The sequence below is a fragment of the Amycolatopsis sp. MtRt-6 genome, from assembly GCF_017308975.1.
Lineage (GTDB): Bacteria > Actinomycetota > Actinomycetes > Mycobacteriales > Pseudonocardiaceae > Amycolatopsis.
Map to the genome: position 1 here is coordinate 66,441 of NZ_JADWPD010000036.1, position 25,824 is coordinate 92,264.

The window sequence follows — 25,824 nt, forward strand, 5'->3', positions numbered from 1 at the left end:
CCCGTGACCACGACCAGCGCACCCCTGACCCGCACCGACCGCAAGCTGCTCGCCCTCGCCGCCGCGGCGGACCGGGGGCTCGCCGGCCCGCTGGCCGGGTTCGTCGACCTGGCCGCCGTCCGGGAAGCCGTCGAAGACCTGACCACGGCGTTCGCGCCGCTCGGGCGCGTCCAGCACACGGTCGCCGCCAAGGCGTGCGGTCTCGCGCCGCTGCTGCGGTTCCTCGGCGAACTCGGGATCGACGCCGAAGTCGCGAGCCCGGGCGAGACGGCGGTCGCCGAAGCCGCCGGCCTGCGCGGCCCGCGGCTCGTGCTCGACTCCCCCGCCAAGACGACCGCCGAGCTCGCCCACGCGCTGGCCGAGGGCACGGCGATCAACGCCGACAACTTCCAGGAACTCGCCCGGCTCGACGCGCTGACCGGCGCGACGCCGCCGCGGTCGGTGCTGGGCCTGCGGATCAACCCGCAGGTCGGCGCGGGGCGGATCGGCGACACGAGCACGGCCACCGCGGCGTCCAAGTTCGGCATTCCCTTGACGGACAACGGAAACCGCGCACTGTTGCGCGAGGCGTTCCGACGCCGGCCGTGGCTGACGCGGCTGCACGTCCACGTCGGCTCGCAGGGCTGCCCGCCGGAGCTGATGGCCGACGGCGTCGCCGCGGTGCACGAACTCGCCGAGGAGATCAACGCCGAAGCCGGGTACCGGCAGGTGACCAGCCTCGACCTCGGTGGCGGGCTGCCGGTGGACTTCACCTCCGACGAGCCGGGCCCGACCTACGCCGGCTACGTCACGACACTGCTGAACCGGGTCCCGGCGCTGGCCGGCGGGCAGTACACGTTCGTCACCGAGTTCGGCCGGTCCTTGCTCGCGAAGAGCGGCTTCCTCGTCAGCACGGTGGAATACACGAAGATCGCGGGTGGGCGGCACATCGCCGTGACGCACGCGGGCGGCCAGGTGGCGGCGCGCACGGTGCTCCAGCCGGCGCACTGGCCGCTGCGGGTCGGCGCGTTCGACGCGGCCGGCACGCCGAAGACCGGACCCGAAGTACCGCAGGACATCGCCGGTCCGCTGTGCTTCGCGGGCGATCTGCTCGCCCGGGAACGGCCGCTGCCGCTGCTCGAACCGGGTGACCTCGTCGTCGCCCACGACACCGGCGCGTACTACTTCGGCGCGCACTACGCCTACAACACGCTGCCGCGTCCGGCGGTGCACGGGTTCACCGTGTCGCCGAACGGTGACGTCGAGTTCACGCCGCTCCGCCGCGCGCAGACCCTCGCCGAGCTGGTCGCCGACGCGGGCGGCGAATTCCTCGGAGCGCTCCCGGAGGCGTGACCACCGGCGTACGATCCGGGCACGCCGAGGGGAGACTGCCATGGGGGCGGATCGGGAGCTGCCGCGGTTCGCCGCGCTGCCGGTGGGGATCGTCGTCGCGGTGCAGGCCGTCGTGCTGACGGCGTTGTCCGGCCGCTACGGCTTCCACCGCGACGAGTTGTACTTCGTCGCCGCGGGCCGCCGTCCGGATTGGGGATACGTCGACAATCTGCCGATCACGCCGTGGCTCGCCCGCGCGGCCACCGCGTTGTTCGGCGAAACACCGAGCGGCCTGCGGGTGGTCGCGACCCTGCTGGGCATGGCGACCGTCGTGGTCGTCACGCTGATCGCCCGCGAGTTCGGCGGCGGCCGCGGTGTCCAGCTGTGCACCGCGCTCGCGACGGCGCTGTCGTCCTACGTCCTGGTCGTGTCGCACATGCTGGCGACCAACTCCGCGGACGTGCTGGTGTGGTCGGCGCTCACGCTGTGCGGCCTGCGGCTGCTGCGCACCGGCGACGGCCGGTGGTGGCTGGCCGTCGGCGCCGTCGCCGGGCTCGGCCTCGCGAACAAGTGGCTCGTCCTGCTCCTGCTGTCCGGGCTCGGCATCGGGGTCGTCGTCGCCGGACCGCGCCGGGTCCTGCGGACCTGGTGGCTCGCGGCCGGCGTCGGGATCGCCGCCGTCCTGGCCGCGCCCGTGCTGCTCTGGCAGGCGTCGCACGGCTGGCCGATGCTCACCGTGGCCGGCGGGATCAGCGAGGACGACGGCGCCGGGAACCGGCTGCTGTTCGTGCCGATGCAGCTGGTCCTCCTCTCGCCGGTGCTGGTGCCGGTGTGGATTGCCGGGCTCGTGCGGCCGTGGCGCGAACCCGGCCTGCGGTGGGCCCGCCCGCTGACGATCGCCTACCCGGTCGTCTGCGTCGAGCTCCTGATCGTCGGCGGGAAGCCGTACTACGCCGTGCCCCTGCTGCTGCCACTGGTGGCACTGGGCGCGGAACCGGTGCTGCGGTGGCTCGGCCGGGGCCGGACGCTCCGGCGGGCCCTCACCGGCGCGGCCGCCGCGGTGTGCGTGGTGGTGTCCGTCCTCATCGGACTCCCGGTGGTGCCGGCGACGGCGCTGAACGGCCCGCTGCTGGCGATGAACAAGGAGCCCGGCGAGCAGGTCGGCTGGCCGGACTTCGCCGGCAGCGTCGCGGGTGCCTGGCGGCGGATCCCGGACGCCGAGCGCGACACCGCGGTGATCCTCGCCGGCAACTACGGCGAGGCCGGGGCGCTCGAACGCTACGGGCCCGAGCACGGGCTGCCGCAGCCGTACTCGCCGCACATGTCGTACGCGGACTGGGGGCCGCCCCCGGACCGGCTGGTCGGCCCGGTGCTGCTCATCGGGCGGATCGAGCACGGCTCGCCCGCGGCAGACCTGATCACCGGGTGCCGCGCGGTCGCGAAGCACCACAACGCCGCGGGCGTCGACAACGAAGAGGAAGGCGTCACGCTGTCGCTGTGCACGCTGACGCGGCCGTGGTCCGTGGCGTGGCCGCAGCTCCGGCAGTACTACTGAGCGGTTGGCGATTCCCTCGGCCCATGGTGGCGAACCTCCGCCGATCTTCAGCTCCAGGCGATCTTGAACACCCAGGTGTAGCGGCCGGCCTGCCGGGCCGCCGCCGGGACGTCGATCACCAGCGAGCCGTTCTCCACCGTCCAGTGCAGGGTCCCGCGGTACCCGAGCAGCGTCACCCGGTCACCGCTGCGGATCGGCACCGGCGCGTCGACCACCAGGCGGCTGCCCGGCGCGGTCAGCGAATGCACGTAGAACGCCTCGTTCTGCTTGACCGTGAACCGCAGGTCGCCGAGCTGGGCCAGCCGCGACCAGTACGTCGTGTCGTAGATCGCCTCGCCGTTGACCTTCAGCCACGCGCCCGCGTCCCGCAGGTGCCGCTGCATGACGTCCGGGATCGTGCCGTCGAGGTCCGGGCCGATGTCGAGCAGGAAGTTGCCGTTCTTCGAGACGATGTCGACGAGCGTGCGGACGACCTCCTCCGCCGTCATGTAGCGGTCGTCGGGGGTCGCGCGGTTGTAGCCGTAGGAGAACGGGTCGAGGCCGCGGCTCGCCTCCCACTTCGCCACCACGGTGTTCGGGTAGGTCGTGTACTCCGGCGTCGTGAAGTCGTGGTCCGGGATGCCGCCGCGGTCGTTGTAGGTGACGTCCTTGGGGCGCTTGCGGTTCTTCGCGCGGTTGAAGTACTCGGTGAGCACGGTCCGGCTGTCGTTGACCCCGCCGATGTCGAACCACAGGACGTCCGGGTCGAACTCCGAAATCAGTTCCAGGACCTGCGGCGCCTGGTAGTCGCGGACGAAGTCCTTCCCCGCGGTGTAGCCGGTGTAGGGCAGCGGCGCGCCGGTGTAGGGGTTGCGCGGCGCGTGGCCCATCCACGGGTTGTCCGGGTTGAACCACTCCGGCAGCGAGAAGTACAGGCCGTTGCGCAGCCGCGGGGTGTACTTCCGGGACGCCGCGAACAGCTCGGCGACGATGTTCCGGCGCGGCCCGAGCTTGACCGAGTTGCGGTCGCTGACCTTCGTGTCCCACAACGCGAAGCCGTCGTGGTGCTTGGACGTCAGGACGTAGTACTCCGCGCCGGCGTCCGCGATCAGGTTCAGCCAGCCGCGCGGGTCGAACTTCGCCGCGGTGAAGAGCGGGATGAAGTCGTCGTAGGCGAAGTTCTCGCCGTACTTCTGCCGGTGGTAGGCGTAGGTGGCGCCGTTCGGGTCCTGCTGGTTCTGCCAGTACCACTCGGCGTACTGCTGCCCCACCGGCGCCCAGGCGGGCACGGCGTACACGCCCCAGTGGATGAAGATGCCGAACTTGGCGTCGGTGAACCAGTACGGCGCCCGGTGCGTCGACAACGAGGCGCCGGTCGGCCGGAAGTCCGGGATGCCGAGGGTGATCGGCACCTGCCGGGTCGCCAAGGTGCCACGGCCGGCGGTGACGCGGATCTGGCCGTTCGTGGTGGTGCCGGGCGGCACGGACGCGTTCGGGGCCAGGCCGAGCCGGACGGTCGCCTGCTCCCCCGGCGCCAGCGCGCGGACGGCCGCGGGCACGGTCGTCCGGCCGCCGGGGACGTCGACGGTGACGCTCACCCGGTCGCCCGCGCCGAGCCACACGGTCCCGGCGTTGACGATGGTCGCTTCGGCGGCCTGCGGCCCGCCGTCGGCCAGCAGGTTGGCCGTCGACCGGCCGTCCAGGACCAGCGCCGAGCGGCCCACGGCCACCGGCTGGAGAGTGAGCGCGAAGACGTGCAGGCTGGCGACGTTCGGCGCCGGGTTCGCGGTCGTGGGCAGGGTCAGCGCGACGGCCTCGCGGGCCGGGTCGACCCAGACCTGGCCGGTGGCCACGGAAACCGGGTTGTCGTCGACGACGCCGCCGGGGGCGTAGCGAAACGGCGAGACGAGCGCGCCGCTGCCGGTGTACCAGTCGGGGCCGGACAGGGACCCGGTGCTCGTGCTGCCGTCGGCGTAGTGCACGGTCGCCGGGCCGCCCGCCGCGCCGTAGCTGGCGGCGACCAGGAAGTAGGCGGCGAAGTAGCGGCCCTTCGGCAGGTCGATCCGCTGCCCGGTGGCGGCGATGTTGTTCTTCGCCCCGGCGGCCGCGGACCCGAGCTCGAACGGGACGCCGCCGGCGGTGACGGTCTGCCCGGCGGGCAGGTGCTCGGCCGGGAAGGTGTAGCCGGACCCGTCGAAGTCGCCGCCGGTGGCCGACGCGCTGTCGATGCCGTCGCATGAGAACCAGGGGTCGAGGGCGACCGGGACGGGTGGCGGGGGCGGCACGATCGGGGTACCGGGGCTGTCGGCCGCGGCGCCGACCGGCACGGCGGCGCCGGCGGGCGTCCGGCCGGCCGCGCTCAGCGCGACGGCGCCACCGAGCGCGATACCGAGGGCTTGACGGCGGGGGAAGGTGGGCACGAAACCTCCAGGGATCGGATGACTGCGGCGGATTGGCGGCAGAGTTCATCCCCAAGAGGGCACAACTGTCGCCAGTGAAGCTGATTCATCCGATGAATGACCTTGCTCGGTGGCCCTCGCCGTGTCAAGGGGCCAACCGGACCGATCGAAGTGAACCGCGCTCGTGTTCGCCGCGTATCACTGGGTAACGAGCTGCAGCAACTCGCACCGAACCCAGCCGCACCGAAAGGCCAGACCGATGTCCACCCACCCGAACGCGCTGAGCCGCCGCGCGATCGCCATGCTCAAGGCGGTCGCCGAAGGCCGTGCCGAGCTCCGCTGCAGCTGCGAACCCGATCTCCGCGTCGACGGGTTGTCGTGCTGCGACCAGAACACCGCCCACGACCTCGCCCACGCCGGGCTGATCAGAGCCACCCGGCTCGTCGCGCCCGGCCAGTGGGCGCCCGCCGAACTGACCGACGCCGGCCACCGCGCCCTGACCGGATTTCCCATCGCCGCAGCCTGAGCCTCCCGCTCGACAGCCGTGAAGGCCACTTCCCGCCCCCCGGGAGGTGGCCTTCACGGCGTTCGGCCCGCGTCGGGCGAGAAACCCCCGAAACTGCGCTGAACCACTCCGCACCGGCGGCCGTGCTTTGGGTGAGGGCGTCTCGCACACGCCCTCCGGGGTTCACCACGACGCAACGATCCGGGCCAGCCTCCGCCCGATCGGGACCGGGTACCCCGGCGAGCGGCCGTCGCGGCAACGGCCACCTCGCGCGGGCCCGTCCGGCATCCCCAGAATCCCGGACGGGCCCGCCCCCAGCTGTCGCGGATCTTGTCCGGTGCCTCACCTGATCAGCGGTCGCCACCCCGTGGACCCACGCGCGACGGTGGGATCATGCGACGTTTCGTGGCCGTGAGCGCGGCCGTCCTGGCGGGCATCGGTCTTCTCACCACGCCCGGGAGCGCGAACCCGGAAAGCGCTCTCCCGGCACCCGCGCAGCACGCGGTCGGCGGCTGGGTCGGCACGTGGGCCGCCGCGCCCGCGTCCGCCGTCCCGAACACGCCGGACGGTTACCCGGGCTACTCGATCCGCAACGTCGTCCACACCAGCGCCGGCGGCGGCCGCGCCCGCGTCCACCTGTCGAACGCCTTCGGGGCTTCTCCCCTGAACTTCGGGCACGTCACCATCGCGGTCCAGGGCACCGGACCGGACGCCGTGCCGGGCACCCTGCGGTCCCTGACCTTCGGCGGCGCCCCGAGCGTCGTCGTGCCCGCCGGCGCCGAGGCCCTGAGCGATCCCGTGAACCTGCGGATCCCCGCCGGCACGAACCTGCTCGTGACGACGTACGTGCCTTCGAAGTCCGGGCCGGTGACCCACCACCCGGCCGCGGCGCAGACGTCGTACTTCACCCGCACCGGCGACTTCGCCGCCAGCGAGTCCGGCGCCCCCTACACCGAGCAGACGTCGGTGTGGCACTACGTCTCCGGCGTCGACGTCCAAGGCGGCGCGGAAGCCTCGATCGTGACACTCGGCGACTCGATCACCGACGGCGTCGGCTCGACCTCCGGCGCCAACCGCCGCTGGCCCGACTACCTCGCCGACCGGCTGCACGGCCGCTTCGGCGTGCTCAACGCCGGCATCAGCGCCAACCGGCTGCTGCTCGACGTGCCCGGTTCCGGCGCCGGCCAGAACGCGCTTTCCCGCTTCGACCGCGACGTGCTGAGCGTCGGCGGCGTGCGGACGATCATCGTGCTGGAAGGCATCAACGACATCCAGCAGACGCCGCACCAGACCGACCCGGCCGCGATCACGTCGGCGTACCGCCAGCTGGTGGCGCAGGCGCACGCGCGCGGCATCCGGGTCCTCGGCGGCACGCTGACACCGTTCAAGGGCTGGCGGGTCTACGACGACACCCTCGAAGCGACCCGCCAGGCGGTGAACAGCTTCATCCGCACCGGCGGGGTCTTCGACGGCGTCGTCGACTTCGACGCGGCGATCCGCGATCCGGCCGACCCGCTCCGGATGCTCCCGGCCTACGACTCCGGCGACCACCTCCACCCCGGCGACGCCGGCTACGAGCGGATGGCCGCCGCCGTCCGGCTCGACCGGCTGTGACCGCGGGGGATGAACAGGACCGCGACCAGGCTCAGCACCGCGACCGCCACCAGGTAGAGCGACACCGAAAGCGAAGTGCCGGTGGCGGTCTGCAACGCCGTCGCGATCAACGGCGCGAAGCCCCCGCCCAGCACCGCGCCCACGGCGTAGGAGAACGAAGCGCCGCTGTAGCGGTAGCGCGGCTCGAACAGTTCCGCGAACAACGCCGACTGCGGCCCGTAGGTGGCGCCGAGGCCGATGTTGAGCACGATCACCGCCACGAGCAGCCACGCCGTCGCCTTGGTGTCGACGAGCAGGAAGAACGGGATCGGCCAGAGGACCAGGAGCACCGATCCGGCCAGGTACACGGGTTTTCGCCCCACGTGGTCGGACCAGGCCGCCGCGCCGAGGATGCTCACCAGCCACGTCACGCTGCCCACGATCACGACGACCAGCAGCGTGGTGCGCGGGATCTTCAGCACCGACGTGCCGTAGGACAGCAGGTACGCCAGGAAGATGTAGCCGATCGCGGTGTTGGCGATGAAGCTGCCGGACGCCACCAGCAGCGCCCGCGGCCGCTCGCGCAGCACTTCGACCATCGGACGGCTGCTGCGCTCCTCCGCTTCCCGCAACCGCGTGAACACCGGGCTCTCCTCGATCCGCAGCCGGATCACCAGCCCGACGCCGACGAGCACGATGCTCGCCAGGAACGGCACCCGCCAGCCCCAGGAGGCGAACTGCGCCTCGGTCAGCGCGCGGCCGAGGACGAAGAACACCAGCTGCGCCAGGATCAATCCGGCCGGGACGCCGATCTGCGAGAACGCGCCGTACCGGCCGCGGCGGTCCTCGGGCGCGTGCTCGACCGCCATCAGCGCCGCGCCGCCCCACTCGCCGCCCGCGCTCAGCCCCTGCAGCAACCGCAGGACCAGCAGCAGGATGGGCGCCCAGACCCCGATCGCGGAGTACGTCGGCAGCAGCCCGACGCCGACGGTCGCGAAGCCCATCAGCAGCAGCGACAGCACCAGCATCGCCTTGCGGCCGACGCGGTCGCCGAAGTGGCCCCAGAGGATGCCGCCGACCGGGCGCGCCAGGAACCCGACCCCGAGCGTCGCGAAGGCGGCGAGGGTCCCGGAGGCGGGCGACAGCGTCGTGAAGAACACCTTGTTGAACACCAGCGCCGTCGCCGTGCTGTAGATGAAGTAGTCGTACCACTCGATGGTGGTCCCCACCGCGCTCGCCACAGCAACCCGCCGCAAGGGCCGGGCCGCGACCGCGCGGCCGCTCACGAGCCGGCTAGTGCGGCTGCCGGGACCAGGTCGTCCACGAGCAGGTCCATCAGCAGCCCGTCGTGCCAGCTGCCGTCCGGACCGCGCTCGTAGGACCGCATCGTGCCGACCGGGCGGAAGCCCAGCGACCGGTAGAGCCGGATCGCCGCCTCGTTGCCGGCCGCGGGGTCGATCACCAGCCGGTGGTGCCCGCGCACCGTGAACAGGTGCTCGGCCAGTGTGCGAATGGCGTCCGAGCCGAGGCCCCGCCCCTGGAAGTCCGGGTGCACGGCGATGTCGATCCCGGCGTGGCGGTACTGCGGGTCGGCCTCCTCGAAGGCGAGTTCGATGCCGACGACGGTGTCGTCGTGCTCGATGGCGTAGGTCGTGGTGCCTTCGTCGGGGTCCAGCAGATAGGACACCTGGGCGGCCACCGGCTCCTCGGCGTCGGCCCACCAGCGGGCGACTTCGGGGTGCGACAGGATCTCCTCGAACCGGGCGGCGTCCGGGGCGGCGGCAGGCCGCAGCCGGACACGGCTTCCGGTGATCAGGCCGGTCATCGGCCCAGTGTCGCCCGCCCGGACGCCCGCTGTCGAGACCCCGAAAGGACTGCTCAGGAGTAGACGGTGACCACGTCCTGCCCGGACTCGGCGACCTTGCGCAGGGCGGCGAGCACGTCGTCGATCACTTCGGCGTCGTCCTCGTCCAGGTCGCCGGGCCGGTCGTCGCCCGCTTTCGCGAGGGCTTCGGCCAGTTCGCCGGCGAGCACGAACCCGACCATCGGGTAGTCGTTCCAGACGATCCCCTCGAGGGTGCGTGCGAGCAGGTGGTCGGCCACGTCCGCGCCCAGCAGCCCGGCGAGCACGCCGTCGAACAGCTCCTCGCGGAACCAGTCGCCGCCGGAAGAGGAGTGGCCGGTCCGGCCCACCTCTTCGCCCATCGCGAGCGCGGTGCGGGCGACGGCGTCCGCCACCTCCGGTGTCGGTTCGCCCCCGCCCGCGTCGCGGAAGGCTGCCACCACCGGGTCGGCGGCCACCCGCGCCCGGAACTCGTCCGCCGACATCGCGCGGAAGACCAACGCGTAGCTCATGCCTACTCCCCGTACCCTGGCGTCACCTTGACGACCGCCTTGCCGTCCGGGCCGACCGTCGTGTTGACCGGAACGTACTTGACCGGCGGGTCGCCCTTGTGGAGCGCGTTCCAGATCGACGTCCCGACCTCGCCGCGGCCGTCGTAGGTCGCGTTCTCCGGCTTGCTGTTCTTCATGTTCGCGGCGACGTCCTTGAGGTACTCCGTGCTGCCCTGGTCCATCCGGTGTTCGTTGGGCCGGTTCGCGGGCGGCACCGGGTCACCGGTGTTCGGGTCGAACTTCTGGACCCGGCCGTGCATCGGGCCGCCGGTGAGCGTCGAGCCGTTGCCCTTCGCCTCGACCACGTGCAACGTCTTGCCGTCCCAGTAGGCGACGTCGGCGACGTTGTTGCCGTTGAAGGCGACCGCGTTCGGCCACGGCTCGCCCTGCTTGGTGCCGTACTTACCCGCCGGCAGCGGGTTGGCCTTCGTCGGCGTGATCATGTCGAGGTCGTCCTTGCCGGTGACCTTCTTCAGGTAGTCGTGGGCCCCGGCTTCACCGACATCCTCCGACCGCTTGGTCTTCGTCTTGCCGGCGCCGCCGTCGTCCTTGAACCGGCGTTCCTCACCCTTCGGGAAGTTGTGGTACTTGTCGACCGCCGGGTGCTTGAGGTCGTCGTTGACGATGTCGCCCGGCTTGTAGTCCTTGCCGGTGTTGGGTTTCTTGTTCGAGCCGGACCCGGACGCCTGCGTCGAGTCGTCCTCGGAGCGCTTGCGCTTGGGGACCCGGTCGTCCTTGACCTTTCCGCACGGCGACACCGTCGGTGCCAGGCCGAGCGGGTCGGCCGCGACGAGCGGGTTCGCCACGTACGCGACCGGGTTCGGCGCCGGGTCGAGGCCCAGCGGGTCCGGGCTGAGGTACCGCCCGGTCGCCGGGTCGTAGTAGCGGTAGACGTTGTAGTGCAGGCCGGTCTCGGCGTCGCGGTACTGGCCGGGGAACCGCAGCGGCGTGCCGCTCGGGTCGGCGACGTCGTTGCCCCACAGATCCGCCTGCCCGCGCCACAGCAGCGATCCGGTCGCGTCGACCAGTTCGATCGGCGTGCCCACCTGGTCGGTGACGACGGTGGCCAAGCGCCCGGCGGCCAGCTGGGCCAGGGGCTTTCCGTCGTCCGGGTGGTACTCCCAGGTGGTGACCCGGGTGCCGGCCTGTTCCTCGACGAGGGTGGTGCCGTCCCAGGTGAACAGCACCTGCTCGGCCACCACGGGGGCGCCACCCGGGCCGGCGACGATCCGCTGCTTGGCGGTGCGCCGGCCGAGCGGGTCGTAGCGGTAGCGCCAGTGGGTACCGTCCGGGGTGACGACGCCGGTGAGCCGGCCGAGGGCGTTCCACGCGTACAGCCAGACGGCGCCCGCGGCGTCCCGGCGGGACACGAGCCGCCCGTGGGCGTCGTACTCGTAGGCCGCGCTGTCCGATTGCGTGAGCCGGGTGCCGGTGTAGAACCGGCGTTCCCGGGCCGTGCCGGTGATGTTGCCCGCACCGTCGTAGCGGTACTGCTCGGCGCGATTCGGGCCGGTGACCGCGGTGACCCGGCCGGCGGCGTCCAGCTGGTAGCGCACCGGGCCGCTCGCGTCGTCGTCGACGCCGGCCAGCTCGCCGTCCGGCCGGTACTCGTACCCGCGGGTGTGCACCCGCTGTCCGGCGACCGTGACGGTCTGCCCGGTGAGCCGCTCCCCCGCGTAGGCCTGTTCGAGCACGACGTCACCGAAGACACGCCGGGTTTCCGCGCCGCCGTCGTGCCCGAAGCGGATCGACTGGCCGGCGGTCTCCAGCGCGACCGGGGCGCCGTCCGGGTCGAACCGCCACACACTGTCCACTCCGGACGGTGTGCGGCGGCGCACGAGGTGGTTTTCGTCGTCGTAGCCGAATGAAATCGTCCGGCCGTCGACGGTGTGGGCGAGGACGCGGCCGGAGTCGTCGCGTTCGATGTCCACCCGGGACTCGGCGTTCGCCGCGCCGGCGAGCCGGCCGACCGGGTCGTGGACGAAGGTGGTGAGTTCGTCGGCCGTGCGGCGGGAGACGACGTTGCCGAGCGCGTCGTAGCCGTACTCGACGACCAGGCCGCCGGACTCCGAACGCACGAGCCGGCCCGCCGCGTCGTGGGTGTAGCGGGTCACCCGGCCGTCGAAGTCGGACTCGGCGGCGAGCCGCCCGGCCGGGTCGTAGGTGTAGTGCCAGGTCAGCCCGGCCGGGTTGGTCACCGCGACCAGGCGCAGCTCGGTGTCATAGGCGTACGCCGTGCGCGCGCCGGTCGGGTCGGTGACCGCCGTCAGCAGGTCGAACGGGCCGTACTCGCGGGCTTCGGCCTGGCCGAGCAGGCCGGTGTGGCCGAGCTCGTTGCCCTGCCGGTCGTAGCGCCAGACCTCCTGGGCGCCGGACGGCGTCGTCCGGGCCAGGAGCTTTCCTTCGACGCTCCAGCGCAACGCGGACCGCCCGCCCGCGGCGTCGACGACGGCCTTCGGACGGCCGAACAGGTCGGTGCCGTCGGGGCGCTCGCGCGCCTCCGCGGCAGTACCGGGCTCGGCTGTGCCCGGTGCTTCGTCGGCGGCACCGTCGGCGATGCCGGGCAGCGTGGTGTACGGGTCGGGCGCGCTGCCCGCCGGGTAGTGGCGCCGCCAGACGCGGCCGGCGGCCTCGACCGCGATGTCGAGGGCGCCGCCGAGGTGCCGGGTGACGGCGACGCGGCTGCCGTCGGGACGCACGACCGCCCGCAGTTCACCGGCTTCGCCGTGCTCGAACAGCGTCGTGTGGCCGAGCGGGTCGGTCCGGCTCCGCAGCCGGTCATAGCGGTCCCAGGTGTACGTCGTGACCGCGCCGAGCGGGTCGACGTCGCGCACGAGCTGGCCCAGCTCGTTGAAGTGGTGTTCGCTGGTGTGGCCGAGCGAATCGGTGAACCTCGTGACGCGCCGGGCGGTGTCGTAGGCGAACCGGCCGTCGAGGAAACCGCCGTCCCCGACGGTGACCACGCAGCGTCCGTCGGCGTCGTAGACGTAGCGGTACCAGATGCCGTTGCGGTCGTGCCAGCCGGTGATCCGGCCGGCGTCGTCGTACTCGAACCGGACCGGGGTCTCCGACGAGTCGGTCACCGCGACCAGCCGCCCGCGCGGGTCGTAGTCGTACCGGACGGCGCGGACGCGGTAGCCGGTGTCGCCGTCGACGACGTCCACCGCCACCACGCGGCCGCGGTCGGTGGTGAGCGCGACCTCGTAGCCGACCGAATGCTTCAGGCGCGAAGGTTCACCGGAAGGCGTGTAGGCACACTCGATCACGGCGCCGGTGGCGTCTTCGACCTGCCGCAGCGGCTGCAGCGCGGCACCGCGGCCGGGCAGCGGCGCGAAGGTGAGGGTGCGCCGGGCGAGGGGGTCGTGCAGTGTGTAGCCGCCGGCCGTGCGGGTCAGCGGCCGCCGCGGTCCTTCCAGCGGCAGCACCGGGACGCCGGGTTCGGCGTGCGGGTAGACCAGGACCAGGCCGTCGGCGGAGAAGAAGCAGACGTGCTCGTCGTCGAGCTCCAGCCGCTGGTCCACAGTGGACGTCCACGTGGGACCGAACCACTGGCCGGCCCGGTAGGACGAGATGTGCGTCCGGTCGAGCACGAGCGGGAGCGGGTCCGGCAGTTCGAGGTCGCGCTGCTCCAGGATGACATCGCCGTTCGCGACGTCCACCGGGTCGGACTTGCAGACGCGGTCGTCCGGGCCGACACCGCGGTCGCGCGGGTTGTCCGGCTTGTTCGACGAGCCGCCCTTGCCGCCGTCGCCCTTGCCCGCGCCCGACGGCGTGGTCGAGCCCCCGCCGGGGGTGGGGTCCGGGCTCTTCGGGGTGTCGTCGGGGCCCTTCGACGCCGGCGGCGGGTCACCCTTCGCGCCGGAGGTCGAAGTGCCGTCACCCTTCGCGCCCGAGGGGCTCGTGTCGCCGTCGGGCTTCGGGTTGCCCTTGATGTCGCCGTGCTTCGGCGGCGGCGCGGCCTTGCCCGGCTTGATGTTCCGCAACGCCTTGGCGGCGTCCGAGAACAGGTCACCGGCCCGCTTGAGCAGCGGAACCAGCGCCTTCAGCGCGGTGACCAGCCGCTTCACCAGATCGGCGATCTTCGACGCGGTCTTCGCCACCGCGTTGATCACCTGCGGCACGACCCAGGTCATCCCGATGCCGAGCGTGAACAGCACCTGCAGCGCCCAGCTGATCAGGTGCCCGATCAGCTCCGCGATGATGTCCCGGACCAGGGCGCGGACCGCGGCCACGACTTCTCCGGCGGTCTTCACCCCGCTGGAGGCGCCTTCACAGCCCTTCTGCGCGGTCTCCAGCAGCGTCACGGTGTCCTGGGCCCGCTGGCGGTAGGTGTCCGCCGCGTTCCCGGTCCAGGATACGGTGTCGGCCTTGACCATGCCGGTCAGGTCCGCGCCGATGCTGCCCAGCTCGGTCGCGATGTTCTTCCACGTCTCGGACTGGGCGGCGATCTCGTCGGCGTTGCCGGTGAGGCCGTTGAGGGCTTCCTTCAGCGGGCCGACGTGCTCCATCAGCCAGCCGACGCCGGCGGCGAGGATCGCGCCGAAGGGGTCCATCGCCATCGACAGCGCGTCCAGCGCGGTCCCGACTGAGCCCAGCGCGACCGACGCCCAGTCGCCGCTCTCGATCGCGGACTTCAGGTCGTTCGCCGACTCCAGCAGCGAGATGCCGGAATACGCCTTCGTGGAATCCTTCGTCTCCGCGACCAGCGGATTCACCACGGATTGTTGTCCTCATCGTCGGTGGGGGCGGGCCGTCGCGACGGCGGCTGCGGGGCTCCGGGTGCGGGCGGGGCCGCGGCGCCACCGGCCGGGGCCGGCGGGACCGGCCCGGGCGCGGCGGGCGGCTGCTCGTCCGGCTCGTCGGGGTCGGGGAACCGGCCGCGCAGGTTGTCGAGCAGCACGCTGCGGGTTTCGCGGTCCTCGTCGCCGAGCTGCTCGGCCATCACCCCGGCGACGCGCTCGGCGATGCCGGACTGCGCCCGCCGCATGGTCGTCAGGATCTGCCGCGAGAGCTCGTCGAGGGGGAACGACTTGACCTTGTTCGAGAACGTCAGGTCGGTGACGGTGCCGTCCGCGCCGACGGTCACACTCACCGCGCCGTCCGAGCTGGTCGCGGTCAGCCGCAGCCGTTCGGTCTGTTCCTGCGCCGCCTGGTAGCGCTGCGCCTTGGCCGCGAACCCGGCCGCCCAGTCGTCCATCCGGCGGATCGTCTCGTCGGGGTCCCGCATGAGGTCCCCCAGTCCGTTCGGGCCCGTCATGCCTTCGTCCTCGCTTCCGCCGAGGGCGACGACGCCGCGAGCTGACGCTCGAACGGCTGCGCGTTGCCCTCTTCACCTTCCCGGTAGGACTTCGCGGCCGCCGTGACGTTGTCCGCCAGCCCGCGCACGCCTTCCGCGGACGCCGTCAGCGCGTCCTTCGCCTGCTCGTTCGTCGGCCGGATGATCGGCGGGAGGAACGAGCACAGGAGCCCGTAGGCGTGGTCCGACATCGCCGTGTCGGCCGCGGAGCTCGCCGTGTTGAGCCGGTCCACCAGGCTCTCGACGTGACTCGCGTGCGCGACCAGGTCGTCCGGTTCGACCTCGAAGCCGGGTGCCGTCACGGGCGTCACTTCCAATCCTGGTTCTTCCAGTCGCCGATCACCGGGGGCGCGACCGCCTGCTCGCCCGCGAAGAAGTTCGGGTCGTCGCTTTCGAGGTAGTCGGCGGCCTTGTGTTCCTTGTCGTCCTCGCCCTTGCCACCGCGCGCTCCGGCTCCCATGCCGCCCATGCCCGGGGTGCCCGCCGCGCCGGCCGCGCCGCGGCCCGAAGCCGCGTTGCGCGCCGCCGCCGCTTCGGCTTCCGCGGCGAGGCCGGAGGCGGCACCGCCGCTGAGGTTGCCGGCACCGCGCAGGCCCGCACCGCCGGCGCCGGCCCCACCGGCACCGGCGCCACCGGCACCGGAGCCGCCGATCCCGCCGAGGGAACCGCCGCCACCGCCACCGCCGCCGGTCAGGCCGCCCAGCCGGCTGGCGATGCTTTCGCCGTTGATCCCGCCGCCGCGGCCGATGGTCGGCAGCTTGGCGCCGCCGGGGTTGTTGAGCCCGCCGGTGCCGGTGGGCAGCCCGGTGACCGGGTCGATGCCGGGCGGGGTGAACCCGGGGATCGGGTTGCCACCGCGAACGGTCCCGCCCCCGCCGGAGACGTCCGGGATGTTCGGGATCGACGGCGGGGTGAACCCGCTGCCGCCGGTCCCGCCGCCGCCGATTCCCGAAGGCGAGAAGCCGGACGACGTCGTCGAGTCGTCGAAGCGCGGCAGCGACGAGCCGGGGATGCCGGCACCGCTGAAGTTGCCGCCGGCGGGCGTGCCGGGCGCGTCGAAGTTCGGCGGCGTGAAGCCCGCGCCACCCGCACCACCGCCCACGCCACCACCGGCGCCGCCGCTGCCGGGAATGCCGGCACCGGAGAAGCCGGAGCCACCGGCACCCGGGATGCCACTGCCCGAAAAGCCCGAACCGTCACCGGGGATTCCGGCGCCGCCGGCGCCCGGGATCCCGGCGCCACCCGCGGCGGCACCGCCGGCCGCACCCGCGCCACCGAAGGCGGCCGCGTTGGCGTCGATCGGGATATCCGCGGCCGCGGGCTCGACGGGGTTCCGGGCGAGCAGCGGCTGCACCCCGCCCGCGCCGGCGCCGCCTCCGGCCGGCGCGTTCGCGGTGCGCGCGGTGGCCGTCGGCAGCTTCGGCGGGGCCGGGAACCGCGGGGTGGCGACGGCGCCGCCGATGGTTTCGTCGTACTGCGTCATGATCTGCGCGGCGTGCTCGCGCGCGGCCTGCTGCGCCCGGTAGGTCTGCATGGCCTCGCCCGCGGCCGCCGCGTACTGCACCGGGTCGGTCATCGACATCAGGCGCTGGTTGGTCGCCTGCAGGTCGAACTGCACCGGCGGGTTCGCGGCCATCTGCCGCTGGGTCTCGTTGAGCGCCTGGGAGTGGATTTCCTGCTGCCGCCCGGCGAGCGTGGCGCCCTGCGCGGTCGCGCCGAGCCACTTGCCGACGCCGGCGAGGTGCTCGCGGACGGCGTCACCGGCGTCGCCCTCCCAGTTGGCGGTGCTGGCGTTGATCGCGCTCGCCAGGGTCTTCTGGTGCGTGCCCAGGTCGTTGCCGACGCGCACCCACTCTTCCGAAGTCTCCGCGACGGTCGCCGAGTTGGCGTCCTGCGTGATGGCTTCGTTCATCTGCTCGTGGCTGGCGTTGTTCCACAGCGTCCGCGGCGCCCCGCCGGTTTGGCGCATGACGAGGCCCTCGTCGAGGCCGTGCTTGGCGTCGGCGAGGTGCTGTTCGTAGCGGTCCTGGATCTTCTGGTCGCGCAGCACCGGGTCGACGACCGGGCCGAGCCAGCCGCGCCGGATCTCGTCGTCGACCTGCCGGGTGGCCATCTCGCGGATCTGGTCGCCCGACGGCGACTTGTCCGAGGTCAGCGGCCCGACGTAGTACTTCGACGACGAATCGGCGGTGACGTCGTAGAGCGGGCTGCGCGGGTCGTAGTCCGGGGACGACGGGTCCGACACGGACTCGGCGGTGGGTGCCACGGTCTCCCTCAGCTCTGGTCGGCGGTCGGGAGCGAGGTCAGCGTCTTGCGCGTCTCCTCTTCCCGGGACTTGTAGTTCTGCTTCGCCAGCTTGATGGCCTCGATGTAGGTCGGGAACTCCTGCCGCGCGGCCTGCAGCTGCGTGAGCAGCCCGGCGTCGTCGGCGGCGGTGCTGACCATGTGCGCGGAGACCCACTGCCCGGTGGCGGTCCGGCTCATCGCGGGCGCGTCGTGCAGCCGTTGCAGCGTGGCCCACCGCGCCTCGAGGGATTCGAGCACGCCTTCGAGCGCCTCGATCAGCTGGTTGCCGGTGGTGTCGTCGACCGCGAAGCCACCGGTCTGGGCGAGCCGCTTCAGCTGCGCCCCGGCGAGGCCGACGCGCACCGCGGCCATCGCCTTGGCCTCGGGAGTGGCGGCGGTCTGCATCTGCATGGTGGCCTGGATGGCCTGGGCCGCCGCGGCGGTCTCTTCCGTCGTCATCAGTCCCCCGATCAGTAGACAGCCGCGATCGCGTCGCGGATGGCGCGCGCGAGATCCGCCCGCCCGGCCGGTACGTATTCAGCGGTGAGTTCCCCGGCATCACCCGTCCGCGTGTGCACGAGATACCGGCCATCGGCGGTGTCGAGCCAGCTCAGCGGCTCACCGGCCAGCCGTTCCCCCCGCCGTCCCTGAGCACTGACGGCAATGTGCCCACCCCCCAACCGGGGTTCGGCAAGCACCCGTTCGAGGACGGCGACATCGGAGGGTTTCGGAGCGGGCGGCCGCCGCCCGGGCCGCACGACGGCCTTGACCTCGATCATCCCGAAGGCATCGGTCTCTTCTTCGTCGAATTCGGCATCGGCGATCCGCTTCGCGGTCATGGCCGAAACCTCCCGCCCGGCAGCCCGGTGCACGACGTGCGTCCCGGTGGTGGCGGCGGGAGCGGGCGGAAGCACCCCGGTGACGACCTCGACGAGGTCTTCGTCGGCGAAGAGCGAGAACAGCAGGTCATCGGTGTCGGGAGCCTGGGTGATGCCGAGCGCCTGCGCCCCATCGCTGACGACGAGGACGGCAACATCGGCCCCCAGCCCATCGATCCCACTGACGGCGACGGAGATCCGCGGCTCGGCCAGCAGTTCGAAGGCGGTCCGCACGCCGGGGTGCAGCTCACCGGAGACGGAAAGCCGCCGTTCTTCGAGAGCGTCGTAGACCTGCCGCGCAACGGTGACGAACCGCACGGGATCGGCGGGCAGGTTCCCGGCCCGCAGCGGGTAACGCCGGACATCGCCCCCGGTGGCCCGCCCGACGACGAGCGCTTCGAAGACCTCGAGGACGAACTCGAACCGCTCCGCCATTTCCCCTCGGTTTCATCAAACCTTCAAGCAAGTTCCCGGATGAAGATTAGCAGTGCGGCATGGATGGGCGTCGGCACCGCCACCCGGATGCCCGAAAGACCACGATCCCCTGGCTCAGGCGGGCAAAGGGGGCTGTTCTGGGGTGCGGATGGAGGCGCAGGTCGGGAAAGGCGGAGATAGCGGACGTCGCGGCGGATTTCGCAACGGAGGCGGCGATCTCGGTGATGGACGGGGCGGCGGAGAGGGGCGCAGCGGGGCAATTGCGGGGTGGTGCGGCTTGGAGCGGCGGGGTTGGCGGCGGGGTTGGCGGCGGGGTTGGCGGCGGCAATGTCGCGGCCACGTGGGGGCGGGGACGCTGGCTACCGCCGCGGCCGCGGCAGGCGGAGATGGCCTTGGCGGCTGGCGATGGTGGTGGTCCGCTGTGGTGATGGTGGTGGCACCTGCGGTGCTGGCAGGTCGAGGCGGCACCGCGACGCTGGCAACCGCGGCGATGGCACCCGCGAGGCTGGCAGGCACGGTGGCGGCAGGCAGGGTTGGGCAGCGGCTGCGAGGGTGGCAGGTGCGGTGACGGCAAGCGCGGCGGCGGCAAGCGCGGTGGACGCAGGCGCGGTGACGGCAGGCTCAGACCGGTGTCGGGCGGTCGGCAACTTGGTCTGTACCAGAGCCTCTGGCAATGCTTCGCCGGCCCAGCGTCGGGGCGCCGGCGCCTGAGGTGGGCGTGGGTGTAGGCCCGTAGCCGTGGGGCTGCGGGCCTGTCCCGTGTTCATGCTGCGAATGGCAGTGGTTCGTGGAGGTTGTTGCGCCTGGGTTTGCGGCGCCGGTCGATGAACACTGGTGGGAGGAATTCGGGTAGGCCGTCGGTGGCGATGCGGACTTCCCAGCCCGATCGGTGCAATAGCCGGTGGTGGTGGGCGCACATCAGCACCAGGTTGGTGAGATCGGTGGGGCCGCCATCTGCCCAGTGCCGGATGTGATGACCTTGACAGTGCCGGGGAGGCCGATGACAGCCCGGGAAGGCGCAACCCCGGTCCCGGAGGAAGAGAGCGCGGCGCAGTCCGGCGGAGATCAACCGGCGGAGGCGGCCCAGGTTCAGCGGTTCACTCTTGTCACCGAGCACGGCGGGGATGATCATGGCGTCGCAGGCATGCACCCGCGCTTCGGCCGCGGACATCGTCCCGGTGTCACCGAGGGTGGCCTTGCCAACACCGGATTTCAGGTCCTCCAATGACACGGCGACCATGACGTGGGCGCGTTCCCCGGCCTGCATCGGCAACTCCGGAGAATTCAGAGCCAGGTCGACGGCATCGGAGAAAGCATCCCCGTAACGCTGCGGGGTGGTGCGGAAGTCGGGACCCTCGTCGCCGGTGCGACGCTCGGCCAGAGCATCCAACAGGGCGTGGGCGCGGGTGCCGGTTTCGTCGTCGAACCGGCCACTCAGCTCCCAGATCCCGGTTCTTTTGCGGCGGAGGAACAGCTCCCGGGTGGGGGCGGTGGGTTCGGTGTCGTCGGGTTCGGGACCGTCGGGGACGAGGTGGGCGAGGATGCGGGCGCCGAGGGCGGCGACCTGCTTGTGCCCGGCCTCCTCGGCGAAAGCCAGCAGGTTGGTCTCGGCACTCTCGCAGTGCTCGGGCGGAACCTGGGCCAGCACAGAGGTGATCACGTCGATCATCGGGTTGCTCAACCGCCCCGCGCGGGCCGCGACCCCGGTGGCGGGGGCCAAGGCAGGGATCGGGGAGCCGTCGAGGTTGCGGCCCGGATTCACCAGGCGGGCGCGTTTGATCAGCCGTTCCGTAGCCGGCTTCGGCATATCGGCCAGATGCTCCAACAGCCGGGCAGCGGACCGGTAGCCGAACAGCTCCATCACCCCGCGCTGCTCGATTTCCACCAGCAGGGCCCCGAGTTCGGCCTCAGCAGACCGCATAGACGCGACCAACTCGCCAATCCGGTCGGCAAAAGCCACCGCCTCGGACGAAAGAGCCGCGTCGCTGGTCATACCTCCAAGCTACCGACGATCGAACACAGCGGCATCACACGATCGGGCAAAAACGAGACACCGCAACCTAAACCCCGGCAACCCGCCGCGCCCGTTCGATATCCGGCCCCCGATAAAGCCGCTCGGGAATCCCCGCCAACGCCGACGGATGCACCTGCGAAGACAACCCGTAGAACTTCTGGAAGCTCATGATCAACGGCCGCCAGGCGTCGGGGTCTATCCGGTCCTCGCTCCCCGCCATCCGGATCGATGGGTGCACGTACACCCGTTGGACCCGGACCTCGAACGCCACCACTCCCCCGTCGTCCCCCACCGGGTGCACCTGCTCGACGACCACCTCCATCGCCACCGGGCACTCCGCCACCCGCGGTGGCTTCACCGTCGACGACTCCACCGGTGTCAGCCCCGCCCTGGCGAACTTGTCCGCCACATGGAAATACCCGCGCTCCCGCTTGCCCGGCGGTACCGGGTCCGCGCCCGTCGTCAGCGCCAGGCGGTCGACCGCGGGGGCCAACGACTCCGATGGCAGGTTCAGCACGCCTTCGCGGGTTCGCATCAAGTTCTGCGCCGTCCGGGAACGAACACCCAGGCCGAGCATGGCCCGCCACCCGAGCCAGAACGCCGACGACATCGGGGCCAGGTTCGTCGTACCTTCTTCGTTGGTGCTGGAAATCAGGACCACCGGGGTGCCGAAATAGAGGATTCCCGGCTCGATGGCCGTGTGCGCGACGTTTTTCACGCCTCCGATCCTGCCGTCCACAGGGGACTCGGGCTGGCGGGAATCGGCCGTCGCGATCAACGGGGGCGGCACCGGTGAGTGCCGCCCCCGGGAAATCACCGGCGAGCCTGCGTCAACGCCCGCTTCGTCAGTACCCTGGCCAGGTGGCGGCGGTACTCCGCCGTTGCGTGGGGCTCGTCCGGTGGGTTCGTTCCCGATGCCGCCAGCGCTGCCGCTTCCTCGATCGACGCCCCCGCCGCCAAGGCCTCCTCCGTGGCCGTTGCGCGCAGCGGCACCCCGCCCATGTTGACCAGGCCGACGCGGCCGCCGGCCACCGTCACGCCGACCATTGCCCAGTCGATCGCGCGGCGAGTGAACTTCTGGAACCCCCAGCCCTGGCCGCGCTGGGCCGGGAGGCGGATCTCCGTCAGCAGCTCCGCAGGCTCCAGCGGCGTCGTGAACGGGCCGAGGAAGAACTCCGCCGCGGGGATGCGGCGCTCCCCCTCCGGCCCGCGGGCCACCAGGACCGCGTCCGACGCCAGGATCGCCGCCGGGAGGTCCGCCGCCGCGTCCGCGTGGACCAGGGAGCCGCCGATCGTGCCGCGGTGGCGGACCTGGCGGTCGCCCACCTCGCCGGACACGTGCGCCAGCAGGGGCGCGTGCTCCAGCAGCACCGGGTCCTGCACCAGCGCGCTGTAGCGCGACAACGCGCCGATGACGACCTCGTCGCCCTCCAGGCGGACGTACCGCAGCTCGTCGAGCGGGCCGATGTCCACCAGGTACTCCGGGGCGGCCAGGCGCAGCTTCATCAGCGGCAGCAGGGAATGCCCGCCCGCGAGCACCTTCGCGTCGTCGCCGTGTGTGGCCAGCAGCGAAAGCGCTTCGTCTACTGTGGACGCACGCAGGTACTGGAACGAAGCCGGGATCACCGGTCCACCTCCTGCCCGGACGCGTCGATCACGGCGCTGACGATGTTGTGGTACCCCGTGCAGCGACACAGGTTCCCCTCGAGCCCGGCGCGGACCTCGTCGCGCGTCGGCTTCGGGTTGTCGGCCAGCAGCGACACCGACGCCATGATCATCCCCGGCGTGCAGAACCCGCACTGCAGGCCGTGCTGCTCCTCGAACGCCCGTTGCACAGGGTGCAACGCTCCGTCCGAAGAGGACAGTCCTTCGACCGTCGTGACGGTGTGGCCGTCCGCCTGCGCGGCCAGCACCGTGCACGACTTGACCGACTCGCCGTCGAGCAGCACCGTGCAGGCCCCGCAGGACGTCGTGTCGCAGCCGATGTTCGTGCCGGTGAGGCCGGCCGTGTCGCGCAGGAAGTGCACCAGCAGCGTCCGGTCCGGCACCTCCTCGGTCACCGGCCGCCCGTTGACCTCGATCGAGACCTTCACTGCGCGCTTCCCTTCCCAGTTTCTTCGAGTGCGGCCCAGACCCGGATCGGGGTCGTGGGCATGTCCAGGTGCTTGACGCCGCGAGCGGCCAACGCGTCGACCACGGCGTTGTGCACCGCCGGTGTCGAACCGATCGTCGCCGCTTCGCCGATCCCCTTGACCCCCAGGAGGTTCCGGTCGGTCGGGGTGGCCATGTCGACGAGCTCGAAGTCCGGCAGCTCGGCGGCGGTGACGAACGAGTAGTCCGCCAGTGTCGCGGTCGTCGGGTTGCCGTCGTCGTCGTAGGTCACGACCTCCATCAGAGCCTGCGCCGCGCCCTGGCCGAGCCCGCCGTGGCGCTGCCCGCGGAACGTCAGCGGGTTGACGATCGGGCCGGCGTCGTCGACGGCGACGATCCGGCGCAGCTCGACCTTGCCGGTCTCGGTGTCGACCTCGACCACCGCCAGGTGCGCGCCGAACGGGAAGGTCGGCTTGCCGTCGCCGAACCAGACGTCGGCCGACAGCTTGCCCTCGCCGGCCCGGCCGGCGACCTGCGCCCAGCTCAGCACCGTGCTCGACGGCGCGCCGCGGACCTGCCAGACGCCGCGTTCGGTGTCGAGCTCGAGGTCGTCCGGCGCGGCTTCCAGCAGTTCCGCGGCCAGCTCACGAGCCTGCGCGACGACCTCGTCGGCCGCCTGCCGGATCGCCGAGCCGCCCAGCTGCAGCGACCGGGAGCCGAAGGTGCCGACCGCGTTCGGCACCTCGTCGGTGTCGCCGTGGCGGACCGTGATCTTCTCCAGCGGGACGCCCAGCCGGTCGGACAGCAGCATCGCCAGCGACGTGCCGAGCCCCTGCCCGTGCGGCGAGCTGCCGGTCCAGGCGACGACCGAGCCGTCGGGGTGGATGTCGACGCGGCCGCTCTCGCCGGCGCCGTCGCCGCCGGTGATCTCGACGTAGGAGGCGATACCCAGGCCCAGCTCGACCGGGTCGCCCGCCTCCCGCCGCCGCCGCTGCTCGGCGCGCAGTTCCGCGTACCCGGCGGCTGCCAGCACCTTGTCCAGTGCCGCCGCGTACTCGCCCGTGTCGTAGACCGCGCCGGTCGGCGTCTGGTACGGGAACTCCTCCGGCCGGACGAAGTTGACCCGGCGGACCTCGGCCGGGTCCAGCCCGATCTCGGCGGCGAAGCGGTCCATCGCCCGCTCGACGGCGGCCGTCGCCTCGGGACGGCCGGCACCGCGGTAGGCCCCGATCGGCGTCGTGGTGGTGACGACCGCGCGGCTGCGCGTCTCGACCTTCGGGAACCGGTAGACGCCGACGGCCATCAGCTCGGTCAGCGTCGGCAGCATCAGCAGCCGCGGGTACGCCCCGGCGTCCTGGACGACGTCGAGGCGGTACGCCAGCACCGTGCCGTCGCGCTTCCCGCCGATGGTCACGGTGTTGCGCTGCGCCCGGCCGTGCGTCATCGCCGTGAGGTTCTCGCTGCGCGACTCGACCCAGCGCACGCCCCGCCCGAGCTGCTTGGCGGCCCAGCCGAGCACGGTCGCCTCGGGGTCCGCGCCGATCTTCGCGCCGAAGCCGCCGCCGACGTCCGGCGCGATCACCCGCACCGACTCTTCGCCGACGCCGAGGGCCGCGGCCAGCTGGCTCCGGGCCATCTGGGCGTTCTGCGTGGACAGCCAGGCGGTCAGCCTGCCGTCCTCGCCCCACACGCAGGCGGCGCCGCGCACCTCGAGCGGCGCGGGCGCGACGCGCTGGTTGAGGATGGTCTGCGTGACGACGACCTCGCAGCCGTCGAAGATCGCGTCGTCGAACTCTTCCGCGCCGTGGGCCTGCACGACGTTGCTGCCGTGCTCCGGGAACAGCAGCGTCTCACCCGCCAGTGCGGCGTCGATCGTCGCGACGGCTTCCAGCGGCTCGTAGTCGACGTCGACCAGCTCGGCGGCGTCGGCCAGCTGGTAGCGCTCTTCGGTGACGACGAGCGCGACGGGTTCGCCGACGTAGCGCACCACCTCGCCGGCCAGCCACGGTTCGGGCACCGGCCCCGCCGGGTGCGGGCCGAACCCGAGGTCCGCGGCGGTGAACACGCCGAGCACGCCCGGCGCCTCCTTCGCCGCGCTCACGTCGATGCCGCCGATCCGCGCGTGCGCGATCGGACTGCGCACGAAAACCGCGTGCGCGGCACCGGAAAGCGCTTCCGTCCGCAGATCGTCCACGTAGGTGCCGCCCGCGGTGATCAGGCTCCGGTCTTCCCGGCGGATCACCCTGGTCCCGACAATGCTCATCTGGTCTCCTGCTCGCCGATATCCGCCGATCATGCCCGCAGGCCGAGGACGACCGCCAGGCCCAGTCCGCCCAAACCGATCCCGACGCGCAACGGCGTCGCCGGCAGCCGCCGCACGAGCGCGGACCCCAGCCACGACCCGCCGAGCGAGCCGAGGCAGACGGCGAGCGCGGCCGGCCACACGACCTTCCCGGTGACCGAGAAGACGATCGCGGCGAGCAGGTTCGCCGAGCCGGTGACCAGGTTCTTCGCCGCGTTCGTGCGGGCCAGCGGCTGGCTCCACACCGTGACCAGCAGCGCGAGCATGAGCACGCCCGCGGCGGCGCCGAAGTAGCCGCCGTAGACGCCGATCAGGAACGCGACCACACCGGTCGCCGGGCTCAGGCCGTGGTGCTCGGCGCCTTCGGCCAGCCGGCGCAGCCGGGGCCCGGCCATCAGGACCAGCGACGCCCCGCCGATCAGCCACGGCACGATGACGGTGAACGCGTCGGACGGCGTCAGCAGCAGCACGAAGCCGCCGCACGCGCCGCCGACGGTGGTGATGGCGCACAGCGGGACGAGCCGGCGCCGCTGCCCGGCCAGTTCGGGGCGCGCCCCGGCCGCGGCGCCCACGGTGGTGCCCAGCATGGCGACGGTATTGGTGACGTTGGCGGTCACCGGCGGCAGGCCGGCCGCGAGCAGGGCCGGGTACGACACCAGCGACGCGAGCCCGGCGGTCGCCCCGGTCAGGCCCGCCCCGACCCCGGCCAGCACGAGCAGGAGCAGCACCCACGGGTCGGTGATCACGTTGTCATCTCACCACGCCGCCCGCGCTGCCCCGCCGACG

20 protein-coding genes are annotated in these 25,824 nt (G+C 72.4%); 4 read left to right on the forward strand and 16 right to left on the reverse strand.

The window, feature by feature from the left end:
• Positions 1 to 3 precede the first annotated feature (3 nt).
• Both I4Q55_RS41110 and I4Q55_RS41115 read left to right on the forward strand, forming a co-directional pair.
• Positions 4 to 1,332: a diaminopimelate decarboxylase gene (locus tag I4Q55_RS41110; protein ID WP_206789866.1), complete on the forward strand. Its 1,329-nt coding sequence runs from the start codon at positions 4 to 6 to the stop codon at positions 1,330 to 1,332.
• A 40-nt stretch (positions 1,333 to 1,372) separates the two neighbouring features.
• A complete protein-coding gene (locus I4Q55_RS41115; protein WP_206789864.1) occupies positions 1,373 to 2,866 on the forward strand; it encodes a glycosyltransferase family 39 protein in 1,494 nt (497 codons plus the stop codon).
• 47 nt (positions 2,867 to 2,913) lie between these two features.
• Here I4Q55_RS41115 and I4Q55_RS41120 read toward each other — a convergent pair whose 3' ends face one another.
• Complete coding sequence (locus tag I4Q55_RS41120) at positions 2,914 to 5,265, reverse strand: alpha-L-fucosidase (RefSeq protein WP_206789861.1); 2,352 nt, start codon at positions 5,263 to 5,265, stop codon at positions 2,914 to 2,916.
• A 238-nt stretch (positions 5,266 to 5,503) separates the two neighbouring features.
• Between I4Q55_RS41120 and I4Q55_RS41125 the strand changes: the two genes are divergently transcribed.
• Positions 5,504 to 5,770, forward strand: coding sequence for a hypothetical protein (locus I4Q55_RS41125; RefSeq protein WP_206789859.1), 267 nt, complete (start codon positions 5,504 to 5,506; stop codon positions 5,768 to 5,770).
• Positions 5,771 to 6,142: 372 nt separating this feature from the next.
• On the forward strand, positions 6,143 to 7,363 hold the full coding sequence (locus I4Q55_RS41130) for an SGNH/GDSL hydrolase family protein (RefSeq protein WP_206789858.1): 1,221 nt from the start codon (positions 6,143 to 6,145) through the stop codon (positions 7,361 to 7,363).
• Here I4Q55_RS41130 and I4Q55_RS41135 read toward each other — a convergent pair.
• From I4Q55_RS41135 to I4Q55_RS41205, 15 genes are all read right to left on the reverse strand, one after another.
• On the reverse strand, positions 7,321 to 8,628 hold the full coding sequence (locus tag I4Q55_RS41135) for an MFS transporter (protein ID WP_206789856.1): 1,308 nt from the start codon (positions 8,626 to 8,628) through the stop codon (positions 7,321 to 7,323). The two genes, I4Q55_RS41130 and I4Q55_RS41135, sit on opposite strands and share 43 nt — an antisense overlap.
• Positions 8,625 to 9,167, reverse strand: a complete 543-nt coding sequence (locus I4Q55_RS41140) for a GNAT family N-acetyltransferase (protein WP_206789853.1) — start codon at positions 9,165 to 9,167, stop codon at positions 8,625 to 8,627. The genes I4Q55_RS41135 and I4Q55_RS41140 overlap by 4 nt, the downstream gene beginning before the upstream one ends.
• Before the next feature lie 53 nt (positions 9,168 to 9,220).
• Positions 9,221 to 9,697, reverse strand: coding sequence for a radical SAM protein (locus I4Q55_RS41145; protein WP_206789852.1), 477 nt, complete (start codon positions 9,695 to 9,697; stop codon positions 9,221 to 9,223).
• Positions 9,698 to 9,699: 2 nt separating this feature from the next.
• Entirely contained in the window at positions 9,700 to 14,454 is a 4,755-nt protein-coding gene (locus I4Q55_RS41150) for a DUF6531 domain-containing protein (protein WP_206789850.1), read from the reverse strand.
• Positions 14,448 to 14,993 carry a YbaB/EbfC family nucleoid-associated protein gene (locus I4Q55_RS41155; protein ID WP_206789848.1) on the reverse strand — a complete coding sequence of 182 codons (546 nt, stop codon included), beginning with the start codon at positions 14,991 to 14,993 and terminating at the stop codon, positions 14,448 to 14,450. The genes I4Q55_RS41150 and I4Q55_RS41155 overlap by 7 nt, the downstream gene beginning before the upstream one ends.
• A complete protein-coding gene (locus tag I4Q55_RS41160; protein WP_206789941.1) occupies positions 14,990 to 15,334 on the reverse strand; it encodes a type VII secretion target in 345 nt (114 codons plus the stop codon). The genes I4Q55_RS41155 and I4Q55_RS41160 overlap by 4 nt, the downstream gene beginning before the upstream one ends.
• Before the next feature lie 5 nt (positions 15,335 to 15,339).
• Positions 15,340 to 17,298 carry a hypothetical protein gene (locus I4Q55_RS41165; protein WP_206789846.1) on the reverse strand — a complete coding sequence of 653 codons (1,959 nt, stop codon included), beginning with the start codon at positions 17,296 to 17,298 and terminating at the stop codon, positions 15,340 to 15,342.
• A gap of 8 nt (positions 17,299 to 17,306) precedes the next feature.
• The gene (locus tag I4Q55_RS41170) at positions 17,307 to 17,777 is read right to left on the reverse strand and encodes a hypothetical protein (RefSeq protein WP_206789844.1); all 471 of its coding nucleotides are present in this window, start codon (positions 17,775 to 17,777) and stop codon (positions 17,307 to 17,309) included.
• Positions 17,778 to 17,788: 11 nt separating this feature from the next.
• The gene (locus I4Q55_RS41175; protein WP_206789841.1) at positions 17,789 to 18,631 is read right to left on the reverse strand and encodes an ESX secretion-associated protein EspG; all 843 of its coding nucleotides are present in this window, start codon (positions 18,629 to 18,631) and stop codon (positions 17,789 to 17,791) included.
• A 763-nt stretch (positions 18,632 to 19,394) separates the two neighbouring features.
• Entirely contained in the window at positions 19,395 to 20,624 is a 1,230-nt protein-coding gene (locus I4Q55_RS41180; protein ID WP_206789840.1) for an HNH endonuclease signature motif containing protein, read from the reverse strand.
• A gap of 67 nt (positions 20,625 to 20,691) precedes the next feature.
• On the reverse strand, positions 20,692 to 21,363 hold the full coding sequence (locus tag I4Q55_RS41185) for a flavin reductase family protein (protein WP_206789940.1): 672 nt from the start codon (positions 21,361 to 21,363) through the stop codon (positions 20,692 to 20,694).
• Positions 21,364 to 21,458: 95 nt separating this feature from the next.
• The gene (locus I4Q55_RS41190; RefSeq protein WP_206789838.1) at positions 21,459 to 22,271 is read right to left on the reverse strand and encodes a xanthine dehydrogenase family protein subunit M; all 813 of its coding nucleotides are present in this window, start codon (positions 22,269 to 22,271) and stop codon (positions 21,459 to 21,461) included.
• Positions 22,268 to 22,738 (reverse strand): (2Fe-2S)-binding protein, encoded by a 471-nt coding sequence (locus tag I4Q55_RS41195; protein WP_206789836.1) that lies wholly within the window; start codon positions 22,736 to 22,738, stop codon positions 22,268 to 22,270. Before I4Q55_RS41195 ends, I4Q55_RS41190 begins: the two co-directional genes overlap by 4 nt.
• The gene (locus tag I4Q55_RS41200) at positions 22,735 to 24,999 is read right to left on the reverse strand and encodes a xanthine dehydrogenase family protein molybdopterin-binding subunit (RefSeq protein ID WP_206789835.1); all 2,265 of its coding nucleotides are present in this window, start codon (positions 24,997 to 24,999) and stop codon (positions 22,735 to 22,737) included. Before I4Q55_RS41200 ends, I4Q55_RS41195 begins: the two co-directional genes overlap by 4 nt.
• 29 nt (positions 25,000 to 25,028) lie before the next feature.
• On the reverse strand, positions 25,029 to 25,784 hold the full coding sequence (locus I4Q55_RS41205) for a sulfite exporter TauE/SafE family protein (RefSeq protein ID WP_206789834.1): 756 nt from the start codon (positions 25,782 to 25,784) through the stop codon (positions 25,029 to 25,031).
• Positions 25,785 to 25,824 lie beyond the last annotated feature (40 nt).

Excerpts from the sequence above, each read along its gene's own strand:
- I4Q55_RS41115 (WP_206789864.1), top strand. The coding sequence starts at position 1,373 with ATGGGGGCGGATCGGGAGCTGCCGCGGTTCGCCGCGCTGCCGGTGGGG.
- I4Q55_RS41125 (WP_206789859.1), top strand. The coding sequence starts at position 5,504 with ATGTCCACCCACCCGAACGCGCTGAGCCGCCGCGCGATCGCCATGCTC.
- I4Q55_RS41130 (WP_206789858.1), top strand. The coding sequence starts at position 6,143 with ATGCGACGTTTCGTGGCCGTGAGCGCGGCCGTCCTGGCGGGCATCGGT.
- I4Q55_RS41140 (WP_206789853.1), bottom strand. The coding sequence starts at position 9,167 with ATGACCGGCCTGATCACCGGAAGCCGTGTCCGGCTGCGGCCTGCCGCC.
- I4Q55_RS41145 (WP_206789852.1), bottom strand. The coding sequence starts at position 9,697 with ATGAGCTACGCGTTGGTCTTCCGCGCGATGTCGGCGGACGAGTTCCGG.
- I4Q55_RS41155 (WP_206789848.1), bottom strand. The coding sequence starts at position 14,993 with ATGACGGGCCCGAACGGACTGGGGGACCTCATGCGGGACCCCGACGAG.
- I4Q55_RS41170 (WP_206789844.1), bottom strand. The coding sequence starts at position 17,777 with ATGACGACGGAAGAGACCGCCGCGGCGGCCCAGGCCATCCAGGCCACC.
- I4Q55_RS41175 (WP_206789841.1), bottom strand. The coding sequence starts at position 18,631 with ATGGCGGAGCGGTTCGAGTTCGTCCTCGAGGTCTTCGAAGCGCTCGTC.
- I4Q55_RS41180 (WP_206789840.1), bottom strand. The coding sequence starts at position 20,624 with ATGACCAGCGACGCGGCTCTTTCGTCCGAGGCGGTGGCTTTTGCCGAC.
- I4Q55_RS41200 (WP_206789835.1), bottom strand. The coding sequence starts at position 24,999 with ATGAGCATTGTCGGGACCAGGGTGATCCGCCGGGAAGACCGGAGCCTG.